The sequence below is a fragment of the Desulfonema magnum genome (assembly GCF_017377395.1).
GTDB classification, from domain to species: Bacteria; Desulfobacterota; Desulfobacteria; order Desulfobacterales; family 4be13; genus Desulfonema_C; species Desulfonema_C magnum.
Map to the genome: position 1 here is coordinate 3,792,081 of NZ_CP061800.1, position 18,931 is coordinate 3,811,011.

An 18,931-nucleotide genomic window follows, 5' to 3' on the forward strand; every position below is an offset into this window, starting at 1 on the left:
CTTTTAAATTATGATCAGCTTTTTGCAGCATCCTTTTTTGGATACTGTTTTTTTATCTGTGTACAGGACAAAAAGTTGCGGTACGGTAAGAAACCCGGCTTTTTTTCCCGGACCGGACACCTTCCCCTGTCGGAAAAACCCGGGTTTCTTTGTTGCCAATCTTTTTTTGTCCTGAAGTGTTAAGTGTTAAATGTTAGGAAAAATTGCAAAACTTTCATGCTTTGTTGTGACTGGCAGGTCGCGGTCGTTTATATGTGAATCCGACTGATTGCTCAGATTCAATTCTGTTGCCTGGTATAATCTTTTTTGCCCTTGCGTTTCATCCTGAACTGGCTTATGATTAAGTATATTCATTTATATTTTTTTCAGAGCAGTGTTCAATACTCGATGATCAAGTTTTTTGACCCGATTCGAATAAAAAGCCTGTCATTCCTGCTTTCGCAGGAATGATAGAAAAAAACTTGAACATCGAGTCAATAGGAGCATTCCCGAATTTTTATAATTTTCTGATTCAATCTGTATTCCGAATATTGAAATCAGTCGAATTTTATTTGCGAATTGGTAATGGTGACAAACTAAAATGAACGATATTTTTACAGATGCGAAAACAATTCTTCTTCGAGTCCTTGAAGAAGATATTGGTGACGGAGACATCACCACGCTGTGTACAGTTCCGCGTGAAGCAATATTAAAGGGCACTTTTATTGCCAAATCGCCCGGTGTCACAGCAGGGTTGGAAATCGCGGGTCTGACCTTCTCCCTTCTTAATGAGCAGGTGCAGTTTACCCCTCATATTGCTGACGGAGACAAAGTGAAGACGGGTCAGGTGATTGCGACGGTGAGCGGTCCTGGCCGGGCCATCCTCAGCGGAGAACGGGTGGCCCTGAATCTGCTTCAGAGGATGTCCGGTATTGCCACCCTCACCCGTGAGTTTTCAGATGCGGTGGAAGGCACCTCTGCCATCATTCTGGACACAAGAAAAACGGTTCCCGGTTTGCGTGTTTTTGACAAATGGGCAGTACGGCTGGGCCGCGGTCAGAACCATCGCTTTGGTTTATATGATATGGTGCTTATTAAGGATAACCACATCGCAGCAGTGGGAAGTATTTCAGAAGCTGTCGCGTGTGTGCGGGCGAAAGATAATCAAAAACGGGCCATTGAAGTTGAAGTCAGAAACCTGACAGAGCTGCAGGAAGCCCTGGAACTGAATCCTGACCGGATTTTGCTGGACAATATGACACCGGATGAAATGCGTGAGGCTGTTCGGACAGCCAATGGCCGTGTTCCCCTGGAAGCGTCCGGGAACGTGTCTTTGGAAAATGTTGCTGCCATTGCCGCCACCGGTGTTGATTATATTTCCGTGGGAATGCTGACGCATTCGGTGAAAGCAATGGATATCAGCCTGCTGATTGAAAATTAAAAACTAAGTACCTGAGCAAAAGTTTTTTTATATACTTTTTTTCCACGAGCGGCGGAGAAACCCGGCTTTTTCCTTTGTCGGAGACGCATCATTCCGGAAAAAAAAGCCGGGTTTCTTCTCCGGGCAGATATTAAAAACTTATGGCCAGGTACTTAAAAACACATTTGGTGAAAATATGACTCATGAAGAAATTTACCTCAAAATGAAAACGCTTCTCAGCGGCATTGTGGCGGATGCCGAACTGAGACACAAAGCCGAACTGGCTTTTGAAATCAACAAACTCAAACAGGAGAAAAATGCTGTTATTCTCGGGCATAACTACATGGACGCTGCCCTGTTTTGCTCTGTGTGTGACTATACCGGCGATTCCCTGGAACTCAGCCGAAAAGCTGCTCAGACGGACAAAGATATCATTGTCTTCTGCGGAGTGGAATTCATGGCAGAGACAGCCAAAATCCTCAGCCCTGAGAAAACCGTTCTGGTTCCCGCGGAAAAAGCAGGCTGCTCCCTCGCGACCGGCATCACAGCCGAGGATGTAAAAGCTTTGAAAAAGCAGTTCCCGGGGGTTCCGGTTGTCACCTATGTGAACACTTATGCGGATGTGAAAGCCGAGTGTGATTTATGCTGCACATCAGGCAATGCTTCCGCAGTGGTGAAATCTCTGGAAAACGATACTGTGATATTTCTCCCTGATGAATATTTGGCGAGAAATGTGGCCCGGGAGACCGGCAAACATATCATTTTTCCCTCCTCACAAAAAACAGAATCAGATTATCAGATGATCGGCTGGCATGCCCGGTGCGAAGTGCATGAAAGATTCACCACCGAAGACATGGCAAATGTCAGAAAGCAGTTTCCGGATGTGGTGATCCTGGCGCATCCTGAATGTCCTCCTGATGTCATCGAAGCCTCTGATTTCGCGGGAAGCACATCTGCCATGATTAAATTTGTTGAAGAGACATCAAAGCCCCGGTATTTACTCTTGACGGAGTGTGCCATGGCTGATAATGTCGCGGCCGCGAACCCGGACAAGGAAATCGTTCGTATGTGCAGAATTCGCTGTCCGCATATGGAACGGATTACGCTGGAAAATACCCTCGATGCTTTGAAATACAATCAGTATGTCATTGAAGTTCCGGAAGATATCCGTGTCAGAGCCGTCCGGTCTGTGGAACGTATGCTGGCTATTGGATAAGGATATTAAGAAAATGACAGAATTAATTGAAACAGATGTATTAATCATCGGGTGCGGCATCGCCGGATGCACAGCCGCCCTTGAACTGGCTGACGCAGGCATATCTGTGACCGTTGTGACCCGGGCAAAGGATCCCAAAAAGTCCAACACCTACTACGCGCAGGGAGGAATTATCTACAAAGGGATTAATGACTCAAAAGCGTCACTGGCCGAGGATATCACCCGGGCAGGAGCCGGACATTGCAACCCCAGGGCAGTTGATATTCTCTCGGAACAAGGCCCGGAATTACTAAAAAAAATCTTACTGGACCGGGTCGGGGTGGAATTTGACTGCACTGCTGACGGTGAATTGTCCCTGGTGCGGGAAGGAGGACATTCCATTCCCCGTATTGTTCATGCCACAGATATTACGGGCAGGGCCATCGAGATCGCACTGATGAGAGCATTGGTTGCCCATCCCAAAATTACGCTGCTGACCGCTCATACCGCGATTGATTTGCTGACTCCCTCGCATCATTCTTTAAACCGTCTGTCTATCTATGAACCGCGTTCCTGCGTGGGCGCTTATGTTCTGAATCGGACAGAAGGACGCGTGATCCGCTGTCTGGCGAAAAATACGATTCTGGCTACCGGGGGGCTGGGGAAAATATTTTTACGGAGTACAAACCCTCGTGGTGCCAGGGGGGACGGCATTGCCATGGCTTATCGGGCCGGGGCGCGGGTGATTAACACCGAATTCATCCAGTTCCATCCCACCACTTTTTATCAGACACAGGCTCCGAGGTTTCTTATTTCCGAAGCAGTGCGCGGAGAGGGTGCCCGGCTGGTTCATGCCAACGGAGAACCTTTTATGCAGAATTACAATGCGGAGTGGAAAGACCTTGCCCCTCGGGATATTGTCGCACGCTGCATTCATGAGGAAATGTTAAAAAATGATATTTCAAATGTTTATCTGGATCTCCGGTCTTATATTCCCACCCCGCGGATCAGGGAGCATTTCCCCAATATCCATGAAACATGCCTGGGCTACGGCATTGACATCACCCGTGATCTTGTCCCGGTCGTGCCTGCCTCGCATTATTCCTGCGGCGGCGTATGGGTTGACCAATGGGGGGAGACCACTATTCGCCATCTTTACTCGGTCGGAGAAGTGGCATGCACGGGCCTTCACGGAGCCAACCGGCTGGCAAGCACATCGCTGTTAGAAGGGCTGGTATGGGGAAGCATATCTGCCCGGCGCATTTTGCATACACTTCCGGATCAGTCTGCTCCCCGGGCAGCGGATATTCCCCTCTGGTATGATAATGACGGTATGGAAATGCCTGACCCGGCGCTCATCAGCCAGGATATGAGTTATGTCAAACATATCATGTGGAATTATGTGGGCTTGGTGAGAACTTCGGTCCGTCTCAAGCGGGCCATGCGGGAACTCCGTAATCTGGAAATTGAAACAGAGCGATTCTATCGAGTCATCCGTCTCACCGACAGCCTGATCGGAGTACGCAACGCAGTTCGTACCGCTATAATTGTGACATCCGCAGCATGGGAAAACAAGAGAAGCATGGGATGTCATTATCGGAAATAAGGAAATACCGGCACGACTGACCAACACTTCAGGAGTGCAAAAATTTTATTTTTGCAAAGCGAGCGAAGCGAAGCTTGAGTGACTGTGGCTTTCCTCCGACCCTTTCAGATCGGCGAAAGTCATTAATCGTTATTATATAAAAAAATCAAAATTTTGCTACTTTTCAAACAAGACTCACGCTTTACTTCGTCCGCGTGCAAAAATAAAATTTTTGCACTCCTTATTAAAGACCTTTTGAATTTTAAAAAGTATTAAAAATAAATCGTTAGGAGCATAACTAAAATGTCTGTCGAATCAGCAATCACAGAAATGGCAAAAGCAGCAAGCGCCGCATCCATAGAAATGGCACGATGTTCTTCGGCCAAAAAAAACGAAGTCCTTCTCAGACTAGCAGACAAAATTGAAGCGAACGCGTCTCACATCAAAGCGGAGAATGAAAAAGATATTATCTTTGCAAAAGAGAAGAGCCTCTCCAATGCCATGATTGACCGCCTTACCGTAAAAGACGCAACCATCAAATCCATGGCAGACGGACTTAGGGAAGTGGCGCAGTTGGAAGACCCCGTGGGAGCCATGAGCAAAACATGGAAAAGACCCAACAGCCTGGAAGTCTCCCGTATGCGAATCCCTCTCGGAGTTATCGGCATCATTTACGAATCCCGCCCCAACGTCACCATAGATGCAGCGGGACTCTGTTTTAAGGCAGGAAACGCCGTAATTCTTCGCGGGGGGTCCGAAGCATTGAATTCCAACCAGGCCCTTGCAGGTATCGTGAGTGACGCGCTTCGTGAAACCGGGCTTCCGGAGAAAGCTGTTCAGGTGGTGTCCGTGAGAGACCGGGAAGCTGTGAATGTTCTTCTGAGTCAGGAGGAATATGTTGATCTGATCATTCCCCGGGGCGGTGAGGGCCTGATCCGTTTTGTGGTGGAGAATTCAAAAATACCGGTGCTGAAACATTACAAGGGCGTGTGTCATGTGTATGTTGATGAAGGGGCTGACCTTGAAATGGCAAAAGAAATCTGTTACAATTCAAAAGTACAGCGGCCCGGGGTCTGTAATGCAATGGAGACCATGCTTGTTCATAAATCCGAGGCAGAGAAATTCTTACCGGAAATAGCAAAACAGTTTTCAGAAGCAGACGTGGAACTCAGGGGATGTCCTGAAACCTGCCGTATCCTGCCGGACATAAAAACAGCGGAGGAAGCGGACTGGCCTGCTGAATACGTGGACCTTATTCTGGCGGTAAAAGTCGTACAGGATATGGATGATGCCCTTGGTCATATCGCAAAATACGGTTCCAGCCATACGGAATCCATTGTCACTTCGGATTATGAAAGGGCGCGGCGATTTCTCCGTGAAGCAGACTCCTCTGTTGTTCTTGTGAATGCCTCAACCCGGTTTAACGACGGCGGAGAATTAGGTTTGGGAGCGGAAATCGGCATCAGCACCTCCAAACTTCACGCATTCGGCCCCATGGGCTTGGAAGAACTGACCACCACCAAATTTGTGGTGTTTGGCGACGGACAGGTTAGGAATTGATAATTGATAATTCTCGAATTTCAGGTTTAAAAATTGACGAATCAAGCTTCAAGTTTCAAGTTTCAAGTTTCAAGTTTCAAATCACTAGGGCTGTTTGGCGGGACATTTAATCCCATTCATCTGGGGCATCTTCGGGCGGCTCAGGAAGTGAAGGACGGTTTCGGGCTGGATAAGATTTGTCTGATTCCGTCGGCCATTCCGCCGCATAAGTCGCCGGAGGGTATTGTTGACGCTGAAAATCGGCTTGAGATGATTCGTCTTGCGGTTTCAGATTGTCCGGATTTTATGGTTTCCGATGTTGAACTCAAGCGTTCAGGCCCTTCTTATACCATTGATACGGTTCGCTATTTTAAATCTGTTTTGCCCGAAGATGCCCGGCCTTTTTTTATTATCGGGCTTGACGCGTTTCTTGAAATGGATATCTGGAAATCTTACAAGGAACTTTTCCTGCGGATTCCTTTTATCGTGATGGCGAGGCCCGGGGGAGCGGATGCTTCGCCGACATATCTCCGTAAACGGTGGAAGCTTGTGGAAACGTTTCTGAAATCCAGAATCTCTGACGGGTATCAGTTTTCTGATTCGCGGAGATGTTATGTTCATGCTGAAAAACAGCCGGTTTATATTTTTGATGCGACGCTGCTGGATATTTCAGCAACAAAAATTCGCAAATTAGTAAAACAGAGGAAATCCATTCGATTTCTGACACCTGAAAAGGTGGAAAAATTTATTCAAACAAAAGGATTTTTTTTATGAGTTATGAAGTTGATCCGTCGCTTGATCTTTATGTAAAAGCGGCGCTGGGAAAAAAAGCGTCCGGGGTTGTGGTGCTTGATGTTCATGAACTTACATCCATTGCAGATGTGTTTATCCTGTGCAGCGGACGTTCAAACCGTCAGGTCACGGCAATTGCGGAATTTATTCAGCGGGAACTGAAGAAAAGCGGAAAAAAGCCTCTCAGTGTGGAGGGCGAGAAAGAGGGGCATTGGGTGCTGCTTGATTACGGCCATGTGATTATCCATGTTTTCTACGAATCTGTTCGCCATTTCTATGATCTTGAGGGATTATGGACTGATGCAAAACGGATAAAAACTGAAAGTCTTGAGGATTATGTGGAAGAAGATGATTTTGATGAGGAAGAAGATTATGAAGTGGAAATAATATGAAACCGCCAAGTCGAAAAAATATGGAAAAAAGGGAGGCACGTCGGTGACGTGCCTTCCGACGAATACTTAATTTCTCCTTACCATTCTTCTCTTACCTGTCTCGGCCGATACCACCAGAAAGGATACGGGAAAACGTGCTGAAACCAATAAAAGCGGTATGAAACGCAGACTGTCTTCCGGATAAAAAAAGAATTCCGAAAGAATGGCCGCCGCGGCTCCGGTTTATCTGAGTGACCGTTTTACGCGGCTTCCGGAACATATTATCGGGGAACTGTCCGGCATAAAAAACGAAACGGAAGGAAAACGTCCGAAGCCTTTTGGAAAGAGAGTCCGGGCAGGTGCGAAGCATTCTTTTGAAACAATTGTAAGTGAAATGTCTGACGAGGCGGAGAAGAAGGACCCTGAGAGGAAAAAGGAATGGGCGGGACTTGCTGACAGAGACAGAAAGCAGATAAGATATCTGGCCGCCGAAGCCAAAAAGCATGGTGTGAGAATAATCATAGTCTGTGATTTCATCCATACGCCTGAATATCTGTGGGAGGCAGGTCACGCTTTTTTTTGCGGAGTTTGAAAAACCTGAGCGATGGGTGGGAGAAAGACTCTCAGGAGTTCTTAATGGCAAGCCAGGTCTGACAGCGGCGGGAATTAGGCGGTCAGCGATAAACAAGAGGCTGACTCAGAGGAAAGCTGTTGATAAATGTGCTTCTTATATATAAAATCAGATATGGGACACTGCCTGTCAAATGACACCTGCCTGGGATTGTCTGATCCATCCGATTTTCCCCTCTGAAAAATATATTCTGAAAAATGCTTTGTTTTCTTTCTCAATTTTCACTTTTGTTCCCGCGTGAAGGACAAAAAGCTCTGTGGACTCGTCCGTCAGACCGGACCGCACCGACACTTGGGACGGAAGAATAATCCCGTGTCTGATATATGCAGCCTCGTAATAATTATAAAACGCTGTTGCTGTGAATATAATAGCAAAAATAAAAATCAGATAAACCGACGTTCTGAGTATTTTTTTTTTCAGTATGATCTGTAAGATCACAATCAGCCAAAAAATCACATTTAAAGTAATTGCTGTTCCCTGAACGGTCTTCACGCTGAAAATATGCTTCCAGAAAAACAAAATCCGAAAGATGGAAATCTCTTTTTCCTCCCTTGCATCTTTTATCTGAGAAAGCGCATGTTCATAGTTAAACTTCAGATCAGGGTCATCCGGCGTGAGTTTTAATGCGCGTTCATACCATAACATGGCATTTCCCAGATCACCATTTTTCAAATAAGCATTTCCGAGATTATAAAAAAGTTTGCTGTTCCTGACTCCGGTTTCGGCAATTTTTAAAAACGCGGAAATGGCCCGGGGAAAATCATCTGCTTTGTAATATTGGATACCTTCAAGAAACATCCGGGGCATTTCAGTTGCCTGCGTGCTGCTCACAAAAAGAATAAAGATTATAAAACACCACAAACCGGATTTCTTAAAAAAAGCCGCTATATTTTTAAAAAGGGTATGTTTCAGATTCATCATAGCAAAAACAATCATTTCTTTTATATGAAAAAGTGTCAGGTGTTAAGTGTTAGGTGTTATAAGTGTCAGGTGTTAGGTGTTAGGTGTTAAGTGTCAGGAAAAACTGTAAAATTTTCATCATTCGTTGTGACTGACAAATCATGACCGTTTATATGAAAGTGTCAGGTGTTAGGTGTTAAGTATCAGGAAAAACTATAAAATTTTCATCATTCGTTGTGACTGGCAAATCATGACCGTCTATACGAATGGTTCCGCGTTCCGCGGGAACCGGAGCCGTTTATTTGTTCCGCATTCATGAGCGGTCTGCTTCCACGGAAAAAATATAACCTTGAAATAACCGACATGAAAAAGCGGACTGAAACAAAGCTTTTTCATGTCCGCTTCGCTGGCGGGTTATGTGCTTAACTCATTTTTATGTTTTTATATAATCAATCAGACGCTTTGCTTAGTCAAAACACTTCATCAAAATTTTTGGCGTGGTTCAAAAAAAGCTGTTTTCGGGTAACACGCAGACACAGGTATATTAGCCCTTAAAAAAGGATAAAAATGTATCGTAGCAAGTATTTCAGTACAGCAGAATTAAAATCAGGCTTTTTGAAATGGAAGTGCCGAAAAAACTATCATTTCAAGCCAATGAGGATGTTTTTCCCCTTTCAGCAGTTCAGCCGGAGTTTTCCCCTCCCTATCAGATTTACGATGGCCTATATTTTTTTTAAACTGCCAACCTCAGATTACTGAAAATAATTATTAAATGGCGGAGCCGTCATCCGGGGACGGCTCTCACGTTTTCAGGCATACATAACTCCGGAATATCCCACAAATGATTTATTCCGGATAAATATGCGAATCTCCGGCTTTTAAAACGCCATAAAACATGCCACTCGGAACTTTCGGATATGCGTCATAATGATAAAGCAGGCATTTTTTTTGGATATCCGGATCCAGATGGTTGATCAGATCAGATATATGCGGATGCACTCCGGATCGGTTTTCACTTGTTTCACAATCCATATAAATTCTGTTTGCCCGTCTGTAGTGCAGTTCCAATTGTTGCTGCATCATATGCTGAGTATCTGTGGGCATGAGAACATTGTAGCCGCTGGAATGTTGCAGACTGATTCCATAACTCGCCATTTCCTCGGAACTGGAGATAACATGCATCGCGAATATGGGTGTCATGGTCCACTCACCGTCATCATCCTGAAACACCCAGGTTTTTGTCTGTCCGTCTTCCTGTTTGCCGATCAGATGGATGTCAAAATACGTTTCAAGCGATACATTCGGCACCCCCTGCACCGTGTCCAAACCCGGCCCCACCGATCTTTTCAAAGGCTCAAGCACTTTTCTGTGAATAAAAATATCCGGTTTGGCATTGGCAGGAGGACCTGACCACCATTCCTGTTCGAGAAATAATTTGTCAGCAATAAATTCGTCACCCAGCCATTTTTTTTTGGCAGGTGTATAAAAAGGATTAAAAAGTGTCGTAAGCCCCAGGTATTCCATTCCGCCGATATGATCATTGTGCGGATGGGAAATATAAACACCGTCTATGTCGGTGGAGCTCAGCCCCAGGCCCTTTAAAGCATGTCTTATATCCCCTCCGACATCAACAAGCAGACGATACGGGCCTTCGCCTCTTTTGCTTGGCATATCAAATTCAATCAGGAAATTGGACTGCCATTTCGGCTTATAGCGACATTGGCTCAGTTTGTTTATCACAGATTCAATTACTTTTTTGGAGGCCCCCTCGAATTCCGGTGAATTCGCTATTTTAAAAGCAATTTCACATGCCTGTTTTGCAGAGATGACATTCTCATACTCTCCTGTTCCAAATGCAGAATTGACGCCTACTGCTGTTATTTTCATATTTCTTCCCCTTTCATCATGGCTTACATTCCCATCTGCTGACTTATGCCACATGCCTGACCTTGTCCTGGTCCGATTGATATTTCAGGTCACAAGTCGTCCTTTGGGCCAGGTACGGACGCAGTATAACCCGGACAGAAATAATCTGTCGAGGCAATTTCCATACGCATTCCTAAACAAACACCGGACACATACTGAGACGCCGGGGCAGTCACAGAGAGATTGCACCGGCGATAATACGGGTCTCTTTTTACAGCAAGATAGAAAATTTCCAACGTCTTGGGTTATACTCTCACAGACTTCCTCCCCATAGAATATTTCACAGAACAGTGAAACAAGTCAATGGGGCGGAAATAGTATTCAAGGGGTATAAATTTCCTCTTTTTGGAATTTCGCCCGAATAGTCAAAAAATGATTGTATGACTGCGCTGAAAGCACATAACAAAAAACTGTCTGTGCGTCAAAACAATAATGCCCCCTCATTTTTTTGAATCTGTATATGACAATACTTCGGATATTTTTATAACATATTGTTTTTTTTATTTTATATAACGATTTTTATTTCAAAAATTAAAACCGTTCAATTTCAATAAGTCAGTTTTTTTATCATCCCTGATTTTCAAAAACTGTCCGAAGTATTGATACGAGATTCCGTAAGATATACAATCACAGATCCGCTTTTAAGTTTTCCACGTTTTTCCCATTTAAAGGTCAGAACTAAATTTTTTTTCTTTAATTCTGAAATTTTATTCTCCACCACATCACGCAGCACGGCCTTACCCCGGGAATGTAATCCTTTGCCAACAATAATACGCAGTGTAAGAATTCCCTTCCAACGGGCAGTTTCTATGAAAGATTCGGTTTTTTTCTCTGCTTCTTTAGCCGTATAGCCGTGCAAATCAATTTCATCTTCGGGAAGGGGGTACATTTTTATTTTTTCACTGATTGTTAATTCTTTTTTCGGGAACAGGTTTTCTGATTTCTCCTGCAACATGGCCTGAACATTCTCTTCGGAGAATGAGTTTTGAACAATTTCACTAAAATCATCATCAAGTTTCTCTTCAGATTTTTCACAGACAAATAATTCAACCAGGTTATCGCCTTTTGTCAGTATAGGAATTCCATGTTTATTAGTTTTGGGCGGAGGAATTTTTTTAGTTTTTCTTTTTTTTGTTCTCTTTCTTTTTTCCTGCTTTATCAGGGGAGGCGCAGTCTCTTCCTCCGATATTTCCTGTATCTCCTCCCGGACAGGAATTTCTTGCTCCGAAACAGGAGCTGTATCAATGTCATGGGATACATCTTGTTCATATGATATTTTTTCTTCGATTTTTTCCGTAACAACAGGCTCATGTTTTTTACGGATAAAGAAGCCAAAGAATTTGCGGAGAAAACCGCTAGAAAATTTAAGGAAGTTATCGAACATTATTTTTTTCTCCTCAAAAGTTTCAAATAAATATCCGGCAGATACTAAAAAGGAGTGCCAAACTTGCAGTTTGGCAAATAAGTCCCTGGCGGATGAAGTAAAGGAGCGACGAATTTACAGTTTGGCAAATAAGTCCCTGGCGGATGAAGTAAAGGATCGACAAATTTACAGTTTGGCAAATAAGTCCCTGGCGGATGAAGTAAAGGAGCGGCAAATTTACAGTTTGGCAAATACTCAGTCATCGCTTACAAAAGTGTTATCCCTGACTTTTTGCTCATATATTGCTTGTTTCAGCTTTCTTGCCCGCTTAAAAAATTTAAAAATGCCTGTGCTGCCGCCTGCGATGAACAAACCAGTGACAACCATGGATATAAAAGAAGGTTCCCTCATGTTAAAAATCATGGCGATAATATCAAGGTCCAGTTTAAAAACAATGGCGATGGACAGCAGGCTTGCTATCCATGGCTTGATGTCCAAAAAATCTTCCCCGACCTGTTTGTCCAGACGTTTCTCAACAAAACCCCACACCTTTGAATCAAAAATCTGATACAGCGCCCGCTCAATAATAAGAGAAAGCACGCTGAACCCCAGCAGGACCGCGATAAAGTTTTCCCAGTATTCAGAACTGATTACTGGCATGAAAATACCTCCTATTTTATCCGCCACGGCTTATGGTTTCTGTAAGATTTCAAGTGATCTTCGTATATTTTCAAATGACTTGTATCTCCCCTGTCATTTAATAATTTAATAATTTTTTCCATAGTTGCAACCGCGTCGTCAAAATTGCCTGCCTCGGCATGGGCCGCGGCCAACGTGTCCAAAGTAAAAACATCGTGGTTAAGTTCCACTGCTTTTTCCGCCAGTGTGACAGCCTTGTCACCGCTCCGATACGCAGGATCCGAACAAGTTGCCAGGAGCCAGGCCAGATTATTATATGGCACAAAAAGTTTCGGATTAAGTTCCAATGCCTTAACATAATCATTAATGGCTTTGCCATACTCTTTTTTCATTTGCCAGGCATTTCCCCGGGTATCATAAATTGTGCCATCATTCGGATTAAGTTCCAGGGCTTTATTGAAATCGCTAATGGCTTTCTCATACTCACCTTTCTTACCCCAGGCAGTGCCTCGGTCATGATAGGCTTTTTCGAGTTCGGGATTGAGTTCCAGGACTTTACTGTAATCTTTGATGGCTTTGTCAAGTTTGCCTTTTTCTTCCCATACATGGCCTCTGAAATAATATGCGCTTGTGTATAGCGGATCTATCTCTGTCACCTTATTATAAGCTGATATTGCCTGATCATAGTCCCCTTTTTCAGCCCATACGTTCCCCTTGTCAAACCACGCTTTCGGATCTGGTTTTTCTTCAGTGCGCTGTTCATCCGGGGTTTTGTCATTTCTTGAATGACAGCCTCCGGTAACCAGCAGACAAATGACAGATAGAAAACACAGTGTCAAAATAACAATTTTTCTCATTTTATTCACCTCTGATCATACGTTTTATGAATTCTGTGCGGCAATCCTGCAAAGGCAGTGATGAATCCTGTTCCGTCCCCGGAATATCGGGACATTGGAATTTCATTTATCATTATTTTTGCAGGACTGGCAAGAAATGCAGGCTATATTATTTATTTCGAGTTCCCTTATATACATACCTAACCATAAGCTTTCGATATCTGATCGAAAAACAAATCCTCGGCAGATCGAAAAGTTTCCGGGCTGTGTGCGGGAAAACGAAGAACCCGGCTTTTTTCCGGACGAAGTGTCTCTCCGGCCGGAAAAAGCCGGGTTTTTCCCCTGTCCGTCGTGTCCGCCCTGTTACGGCCCGAAAATTTTTCAATCTGCGGGCCCGGATTTTTTCCCAGAATGACCCGCCGTCCATGACGTAAAACCCCGCGTTTCTCTGCTGACCACAGAAAAAAAAGATATATAAAAATTTCTGATTATAACGGATTCAGGGGAGGCCGGCCAATGCTGCAAATATGGGTGTGTCCCGCCTTTCACACATCCGAAAAAATCAGCCACAAAGGCACAAAGACACAAAGGAGGCACAAAGAGACTTCGTGAGACTTCGCGCCTTCGTGCCTTCGTGGCAAAAAAACGGATGTGTCCCGCCTTTTATCCAAAAAAATCAGCCACAAAGACACAAAGGAGGCACAAAGAGACTTTGTGAGACTTTGTGAGACTTTGCGCCTTCGTGCCTTCGTGGCAAAAAAACGGATGCGTCCCGCCTTTTACACATAAAATCTGTTCCTGTGTAAAAGCCGGGGCACACCCGCAAATATGCCGCCCTTACAGGGCCTGGTCGGCCCTCCCCTAAATCCGTTATAATCAGAAAAATTTTTTGCTCAGGTACTTATCTGATTTGGGAAAATACAGGGCGGATAAGGCATCTCAGGCATTTTATTTTTTGGATATATCTTATTTACGGACGTATATCCGGAATTTTATAGACTTTATCGGAAATAAAAAACATCGGTCAAAACCGGACATCCGGATTGCCAAACTTGCAGTTTGGCAATATTCCAGTATAGGTGTTTTGCCAAACTGCAAGTTTGACACTCCGGATTGTCTGGCCGCTTATTTCCGATAATGTCTTATGATAGCCGTTACTTTCCTTTGTATATCTCGATAATTTATCATAAAATCTTTGCATAAGCAAGCTTGTTGACAAATCATCAGTGCTGAAGCATGAGTTTTTATTCAGCAGTTATTTGGGAGCAAAAAACAATAAAATTTGCTCGTGATAATAAATTCATATACTGAATTACTTTCAGAGATTTTTAATGATGACTATACAGCAAAAAAATGTTATATATGCACACACCTCTCCCTCAGATGTCACGTCTTTATATATTTTCGATGCAGGACTAAGCCAGACGAAGCTGAAAGTTTTTGTTCAGTCGCCTGAACACTGTTTCCTCATCCGGCCACGGGCCGGAAACTGTTTCACGAATAAATCTGATAAAACCTTTCAGGCCATGATTTTTAACTGTTTTTATAAGGCATTCGGAATACTGGGCAAGAATGGTGAACAGATGACCGGTTTTCATCAGATAATGATATCCTTTCATGGCACTCCAGTTGTAAGAAAAACAGTGTTCATAATTATACCCGTGACGTTTTTCAACAAGTATGCCGGTTTCAATACCCCATCGGTGACGTGCTCCCATATTACAGCGTTCGTGAACATTGCCGTAGTTAAGCGGTTCGCTGGAAATCCAGGCATGACGGGAGGTCATGATCTCAGTCTCCGCATTTTTATTAACCTTTTCCCATGTCTCCTCACATACGACAACATGGATCACAATTTTGCGCCTGTATTTCTCTCCGTACCGGTATTCCAGTCCGTTCACCCATTCAAAATGCTGTTTACGATTCCCCCATTTCCTGTTTGCCCTGTTGCCTTTCTCAAGTCCTCTGAGCGAGTTGAATTCCTCCCACACACTGCGCAGACAATTGTCTTTCAGGACAATCATGAACTGCCATTTGTTCTCTGCGCACAACTCCGCCACAGGGCCGTTGGCATAAAGACCGTCAAGCAGCAATATTACCGGAAGACGGGGAAATTTCTTTTTCAGACGCCTCATCAGTCTGTGAAAAGCCTTCAGCTCACAGTCCTGTTTGTTGTTATCCGTATCTCCTTCCGGATAACTCAGAAATTCACTCATAAGGGGAATTGTCATTCCGTTATGAAATGCAAGGCAGGCTTCCAGCACATAGACATAATACTGCCTCCGCTCACTTTTCCCGATCTTGCGTTCCAGACATTCCTCACTCCATATCTCACTTCTTACAAACTTCTGTGTCCCGTCAACAGCCACAGGATAACAATTGCCGATCAGATAACGACGGAACTTTTTATTCCTGACAAACCGGCGGACCAGTTCAATATAAGCTTCTTCAATCTCGGCAACTTCAATTGCGGAAAGAAGACGCATCAGTGTGTCATTATGCGGCAGATCAGCAAGTTCAGGAAAATACAGCCGAAGATTTTCCATAAACATCGGACGGGTCATCTCCCGATTTGCCTCACGCCGGGAACTCATCTGGAATACAAAGGTAAGTATTCCGTAAATCAGAATGACCGTCATCTTATGTTTGCACTTTTTCGGATTTCTCGGGTCCTGAATCTTCCTCAGGCGTTTCAGAAGGACCGGAAGATGAGCTTTTATAATTTTCATTTGCTCTGTAAGCGCCTCTTCACGTTCCGCTTTTTCTTCCGCCACTGTCTTACAGGCACATTTGCAGTTCGGAAGGGAGTCCCGGGATGCAGGTTTCAGACCTTCTGTTTTCTGATGCTCGCGCAGTTGCTTTTCAACCTTTTTTTTCTCCGCTCTCTGATTTGTCAGTTCAGCGGTGTCAGGACGGCCGGATGCTGTCTGTTTTTCAGGCATGATTTTTCCTTTCTGATGCAATATAAATATCTGATGCAATATACATGCCAATATAATACAAAAAATAAATTTTGTCTTCCCCAAAAAACAGCGCGACAAAAAAAATTAAGGTTTTAATTAAAGCTTTGTGTATCAACGAATTAAATTTCATGCTTCAGAACTGACAAATCATCCGCTACCGGAGAAAAGAAATCATCAAAAATGTGCAGGCATCCGGGAACCCGGATGCCGGACTGATGCGCTTATTTGTAAAAATCAGCAGTGTCCTGAATCCGGATATAAACTCATATTTATCAAATTGATTCAGATAGTTAAGATGCTTATACTCAGAACCGGAACACGACCCGGATTTTGCACTTGATTTTTTTCCCTTAAACAGATAGAAGCAGTTATTTTACAGTTCAGCTTGATCTTGTAAAATTTTAAAAAATCCCAATGCAGAGAGGAGTACTTATGAGTGAGATGATGGAAAAATTAAGAAACATTGCCCTTGTTTCCCATGGAGATGCCGGAAAGACGTCACTGGCAGAGGTTATGCTTTTCAAGGCAGGAGTTACCAACCGGGTGGGACGTGTGGAAGATGGTAACACTGTAATGGACTTCGAGCCGGAAGAACTCAAGCGTCAGATTAGCATCAGCAGCGGATTCCATCAGTATAATTGGAAAAAACATACCGTAAATCTTATCGACACTCCTGGTGATCAGAATTTTTTTTCAGATACCAAAACGTGTATGCAGGCTGCCGACGGCGTTGTTGTCATCATTGATGCCGTGGATGGCGTAAAGGTTCAGACTGAACAGGCATGGGATTTTGCAACGGAATTCAATTTACCCTGTATGATCTTCATCAACAAACTTGACAGGGAACGGGCGGATTTCTCCCGCACATTTGAGGATGCAAAAGGATGTTTTGAGGAACCAAAGCCGATTATTTTTCAACTCCCCATCGGAACTGAGGCTGATTTCAAAGGTGTTGTTGATCTGATCAGTATGAAGGCATATACTTATGACGCAGATGGCAACGCCACAGTCGGAGATATCCCTTCTGATATGCAGGAAACAGCAGAGAGCGAAAGAGAATCACTGATAGAAAATATCGCAGAGGCTGATGATGAACTGCTTGAAAGATATCTTGAAGGAGAAACCGTGTCTGATGAAGAAATCATGGCGGTTTTAAGAAAAGGTATCGTATCCCGAATATTTACACCGGTTCTTTGCGGTTCTGCCACAAACAATGTGGGGGTTGACCTTCTCATGGATTTTATCACAAGCAGTATGCCCTCCCCTCTTGACCGGGGGCCGAAAACCGGTACGGAGCCTGACAGTGAAAATGAAATTGAACGTTCGCCTGACCCGGACGCGCCCTTTTCCGGGTTTGTGTTTAAGACTGTGGCCGACCCCTACGCTGGACGTCTTACATTGTTCAAAATTGTTTCAGGACAGTTGGGGGGAGACGGGACTTTTTATAATACCACCAAAGATACAAAGGAACGCTTTACCCAGTTGTTAAGAATTGCCGGCAAAGAACAAAAGCCGATAAAAGAAGCAGGCCCCGGAGATATTGTGGCCGTGGCCAAACTTAAGGAAACGACTACAGGGGATACCCTTTGCGCTGATAATGCCAAAATAAAATATCAATGTGCAGAACCGCTTCCCAATATTATTTCTTTTGCGATCACGCCGAAATCCAAAGGGGATGAGGATAAACTGTTTTCTTCCATTGCCAAGCTTCTTGAAGAGGATACAGCTCTGAAAATGGAGCGGAACGCTGAAACAAAGCAAATTCTGTTGTTGGGAATGGGACAGGTCCATATTGAAGCCACTGTGGAAAAGCTTAAAAGGAAGTATAATGTTGAAGTCGAGCTGAACACGCCCAAAGTGCCTTATAAGGAGACCATCAAAAAGAAAGTCAGGGTTCAGGGAAAGCATAAGAAACAGTCCGGGGGCCACGGACAGTATGGAGATTGCTGGATTCAGATGGAACCTTTGCCCAAGGGCAGCGGGTTTGAGTTTGTTGATGCTATCGTGGGAGGCGTTATTCCAAGGCAATACATCCCTGCTGTGGAAAAAGGTATTATTGAGGCTTCTGCCAAAGGTGTGCTTGCCGGGTTTCCCTGTATTGACTTCAAAGTGACGCTGGATTATGGTTCCTTTCATGCTGTGGATTCTTCTGAGATGGCGTTTAAAGTTGCCGGCTCTCTTGCCTTTAAGAAAGCATCGGAAGAGGCCCAGCCCGTATTGCTGGAGCCCATCATGAAGATTACCATTATCACTCCGGATGATTACATGGGGGATATCATGGGGGATCTGAACGGAAAGCGCGGCAGGGTCTTAGGAATGGATAACAAAGGTAAAAACCAGGTCATTAACGCAAATGTGCCCATGTCAGAATTCCTGACGTATGCCCCGGATCTCAGATCAATGACAGGCGGCCGAGGCATGTTCTTCATGGAGTTTTCACATTATGACGAGGTTCCTGCCCAGATAGCCGAGAAGATTATAGAGGAACTTAAGAGTAAGGAATAAGTATTTTAAATGTCTGAGTGCTTGGATAATACCAACCACTCAGACTTTCAGCAGATCGAAATTTTTTCCGGAGTGCAAAAATAGAGCGAAGCGGTTTTTTGCACTCCGGATTTAGGGACTAACGGATTATGCCAAAACCTGAGACCCGGAAAGCTACTGTCGAAACCTCATAAAGCCTTGTCAGTTCTATGTCTTATGGGAAAATCAGGTTAAAAAATGACCTGTAAGAAAATGGTGACTTATGCAATTTTTATGATCATGCGCTTTCCGAAAAACATGACGAAACA

14 protein-coding genes are annotated in these 18,931 nt (G+C 44.2%); 8 read left to right on the plus strand and 6 right to left on the minus strand.

Features of this window, described 5'->3' with window-relative positions; all coding sequences use genetic code 11:
- The first annotated feature begins 580 nt into the window (after window positions 1-580).
- The 7 genes from nadC to dnm_RS14760 all read left to right on the plus strand — a co-directional run bounded on the left by nadC (window position 581) and on the right by dnm_RS14760 (window position 7,473).
- Window positions 581-1,420, plus strand: coding sequence for a carboxylating nicotinate-nucleotide diphosphorylase (gene nadC, locus dnm_RS14730; RefSeq protein WP_207683388.1), 840 nt, complete (start codon window positions 581-583; stop codon window positions 1,418-1,420).
- Window positions 1,421-1,595: 175 nt separating this feature from the next.
- Window positions 1,596-2,615 carry a quinolinate synthase NadA gene (gene nadA, locus dnm_RS14735; protein WP_207683389.1) on the plus strand — a complete coding sequence of 340 codons (1,020 nt, stop codon included), beginning with the start codon at window positions 1,596-1,598 and terminating at the stop codon, window positions 2,613-2,615.
- 13 nt (window positions 2,616-2,628) lie between these two features.
- Window positions 2,629-4,200, plus strand: a complete 1,572-nt coding sequence (gene nadB / locus dnm_RS14740; protein ID WP_207683390.1) for an L-aspartate oxidase — start codon at window positions 2,629-2,631, stop codon at window positions 4,198-4,200.
- Between the two features lie 282 nt (window positions 4,201-4,482).
- Complete coding sequence (locus tag dnm_RS14745; RefSeq protein WP_207683391.1) at window positions 4,483-5,739, plus strand: glutamate-5-semialdehyde dehydrogenase; 1,257 nt, start codon at window positions 4,483-4,485, stop codon at window positions 5,737-5,739.
- A gap of 33 nt (window positions 5,740-5,772) precedes the next feature.
- Window positions 5,773-6,492, plus strand: a complete 720-nt coding sequence (nadD, locus tag dnm_RS14750) for a nicotinate-nucleotide adenylyltransferase (RefSeq protein ID WP_207683392.1) — start codon at window positions 5,773-5,775, stop codon at window positions 6,490-6,492.
- Window positions 6,489-6,902, plus strand: coding sequence for a ribosome silencing factor (rsfS, locus tag dnm_RS14755; protein ID WP_207683393.1), 414 nt, complete (start codon window positions 6,489-6,491; stop codon window positions 6,900-6,902). Before nadD ends, rsfS begins: the two co-directional genes overlap by 4 nt.
- A 202-nt stretch (window positions 6,903-7,104) precedes the next feature.
- Window positions 7,105-7,473: a hypothetical protein gene (locus tag dnm_RS14760; RefSeq protein ID WP_207683394.1), complete on the plus strand. Its 369-nt coding sequence runs from the start codon at window positions 7,105-7,107 to the stop codon at window positions 7,471-7,473.
- A 168-nt stretch (window positions 7,474-7,641) separates the two neighbouring features.
- Here the strand turns inward: dnm_RS14760 and dnm_RS14765 are convergent, their stop codons facing one another.
- From dnm_RS14765 to dnm_RS14790, 6 genes are all read right to left on the minus strand, one after another.
- Window positions 7,642-8,433 carry a tetratricopeptide repeat protein gene (locus tag dnm_RS14765; RefSeq protein WP_207683395.1) on the minus strand — a complete coding sequence of 264 codons (792 nt, stop codon included), beginning with the start codon at window positions 8,431-8,433 and terminating at the stop codon, window positions 7,642-7,644.
- Window positions 8,434-9,258: 825 nt separating this feature from the next.
- Entirely contained in the window at window positions 9,259-10,299 is a 1,041-nt protein-coding gene (locus dnm_RS14770; protein ID WP_207683396.1) for an MBL fold metallo-hydrolase, read from the minus strand.
- Between the two features lie 619 nt (window positions 10,300-10,918).
- The gene (locus tag dnm_RS14775; RefSeq protein WP_207683397.1) at window positions 10,919-11,722 is read right to left on the minus strand and encodes a Smr/MutS family protein; all 804 of its coding nucleotides are present in this window, start codon (window positions 11,720-11,722) and stop codon (window positions 10,919-10,921) included.
- Between the two features lie 234 nt (window positions 11,723-11,956).
- The gene (locus dnm_RS14780) at window positions 11,957-12,361 is read right to left on the minus strand and encodes a hypothetical protein (RefSeq protein WP_207683398.1); all 405 of its coding nucleotides are present in this window, start codon (window positions 12,359-12,361) and stop codon (window positions 11,957-11,959) included.
- 11 nt (window positions 12,362-12,372) lie between these two features.
- The gene (locus tag dnm_RS14785; protein ID WP_207683399.1) at window positions 12,373-13,197 is read right to left on the minus strand and encodes a tetratricopeptide repeat protein; all 825 of its coding nucleotides are present in this window, start codon (window positions 13,195-13,197) and stop codon (window positions 12,373-12,375) included.
- Between the two features lie 1,394 nt (window positions 13,198-14,591).
- Window positions 14,592-16,118, minus strand: a complete 1,527-nt coding sequence (locus tag dnm_RS14790; protein WP_207678904.1) for a transposase family protein — start codon at window positions 16,116-16,118, stop codon at window positions 14,592-14,594.
- A gap of 453 nt (window positions 16,119-16,571) precedes the next feature.
- On the opposite strand from dnm_RS14790, the gene fusA reads away from it, so the two are divergent.
- On the plus strand, window positions 16,572-18,644 hold the full coding sequence (gene fusA, locus dnm_RS14795; RefSeq protein WP_207683400.1) for an elongation factor G: 2,073 nt from the start codon (window positions 16,572-16,574) through the stop codon (window positions 18,642-18,644).
- Window positions 18,645-18,931: the final 287 nt, after the last annotated feature.

Coding starts and splice junctions, on each gene's coding strand:
- nadC (WP_207683388.1), top strand. CDS start 581: ATGAACGATATTTTTACAGATGCGAAAACAATTCTTCTTCGAGTCCTT.
- nadA (WP_207683389.1), top strand. CDS start 1,596: ATGACTCATGAAGAAATTTACCTCAAAATGAAAACGCTTCTCAGCGGC.
- nadB (WP_207683390.1), top strand. CDS start 2,629: ATGACAGAATTAATTGAAACAGATGTATTAATCATCGGGTGCGGCATC.
- dnm_RS14745 (WP_207683391.1), top strand. CDS start 4,483: ATGTCTGTCGAATCAGCAATCACAGAAATGGCAAAAGCAGCAAGCGCC.
- rsfS (WP_207683393.1), top strand. CDS start 6,489: ATGAGTTATGAAGTTGATCCGTCGCTTGATCTTTATGTAAAAGCGGCG.
- dnm_RS14760 (WP_207683394.1), top strand. CDS start 7,105: ATGGCCGCCGCGGCTCCGGTTTATCTGAGTGACCGTTTTACGCGGCTT.
- dnm_RS14765 (WP_207683395.1), bottom strand. CDS start 8,433: ATGATGAATCTGAAACATACCCTTTTTAAAAATATAGCGGCTTTTTTT.
- dnm_RS14770 (WP_207683396.1), bottom strand. CDS start 10,299: ATGAAAATAACAGCAGTAGGCGTCAATTCTGCATTTGGAACAGGAGAG.
- dnm_RS14775 (WP_207683397.1), bottom strand. CDS start 11,722: ATGTTCGATAACTTCCTTAAATTTTCTAGCGGTTTTCTCCGCAAATTC.
- dnm_RS14780 (WP_207683398.1), bottom strand. CDS start 12,361: ATGCCAGTAATCAGTTCTGAATACTGGGAAAACTTTATCGCGGTCCTG.
- dnm_RS14785 (WP_207683399.1), bottom strand. CDS start 13,197: ATGAGAAAAATTGTTATTTTGACACTGTGTTTTCTATCTGTCATTTGT.
- dnm_RS14790 (WP_207678904.1), bottom strand. CDS start 16,118: ATGCCTGAAAAACAGACAGCATCCGGCCGTCCTGACACCGCTGAACTG.
- fusA (WP_207683400.1), top strand. CDS start 16,572: ATGAGTGAGATGATGGAAAAATTAAGAAACATTGCCCTTGTTTCCCAT.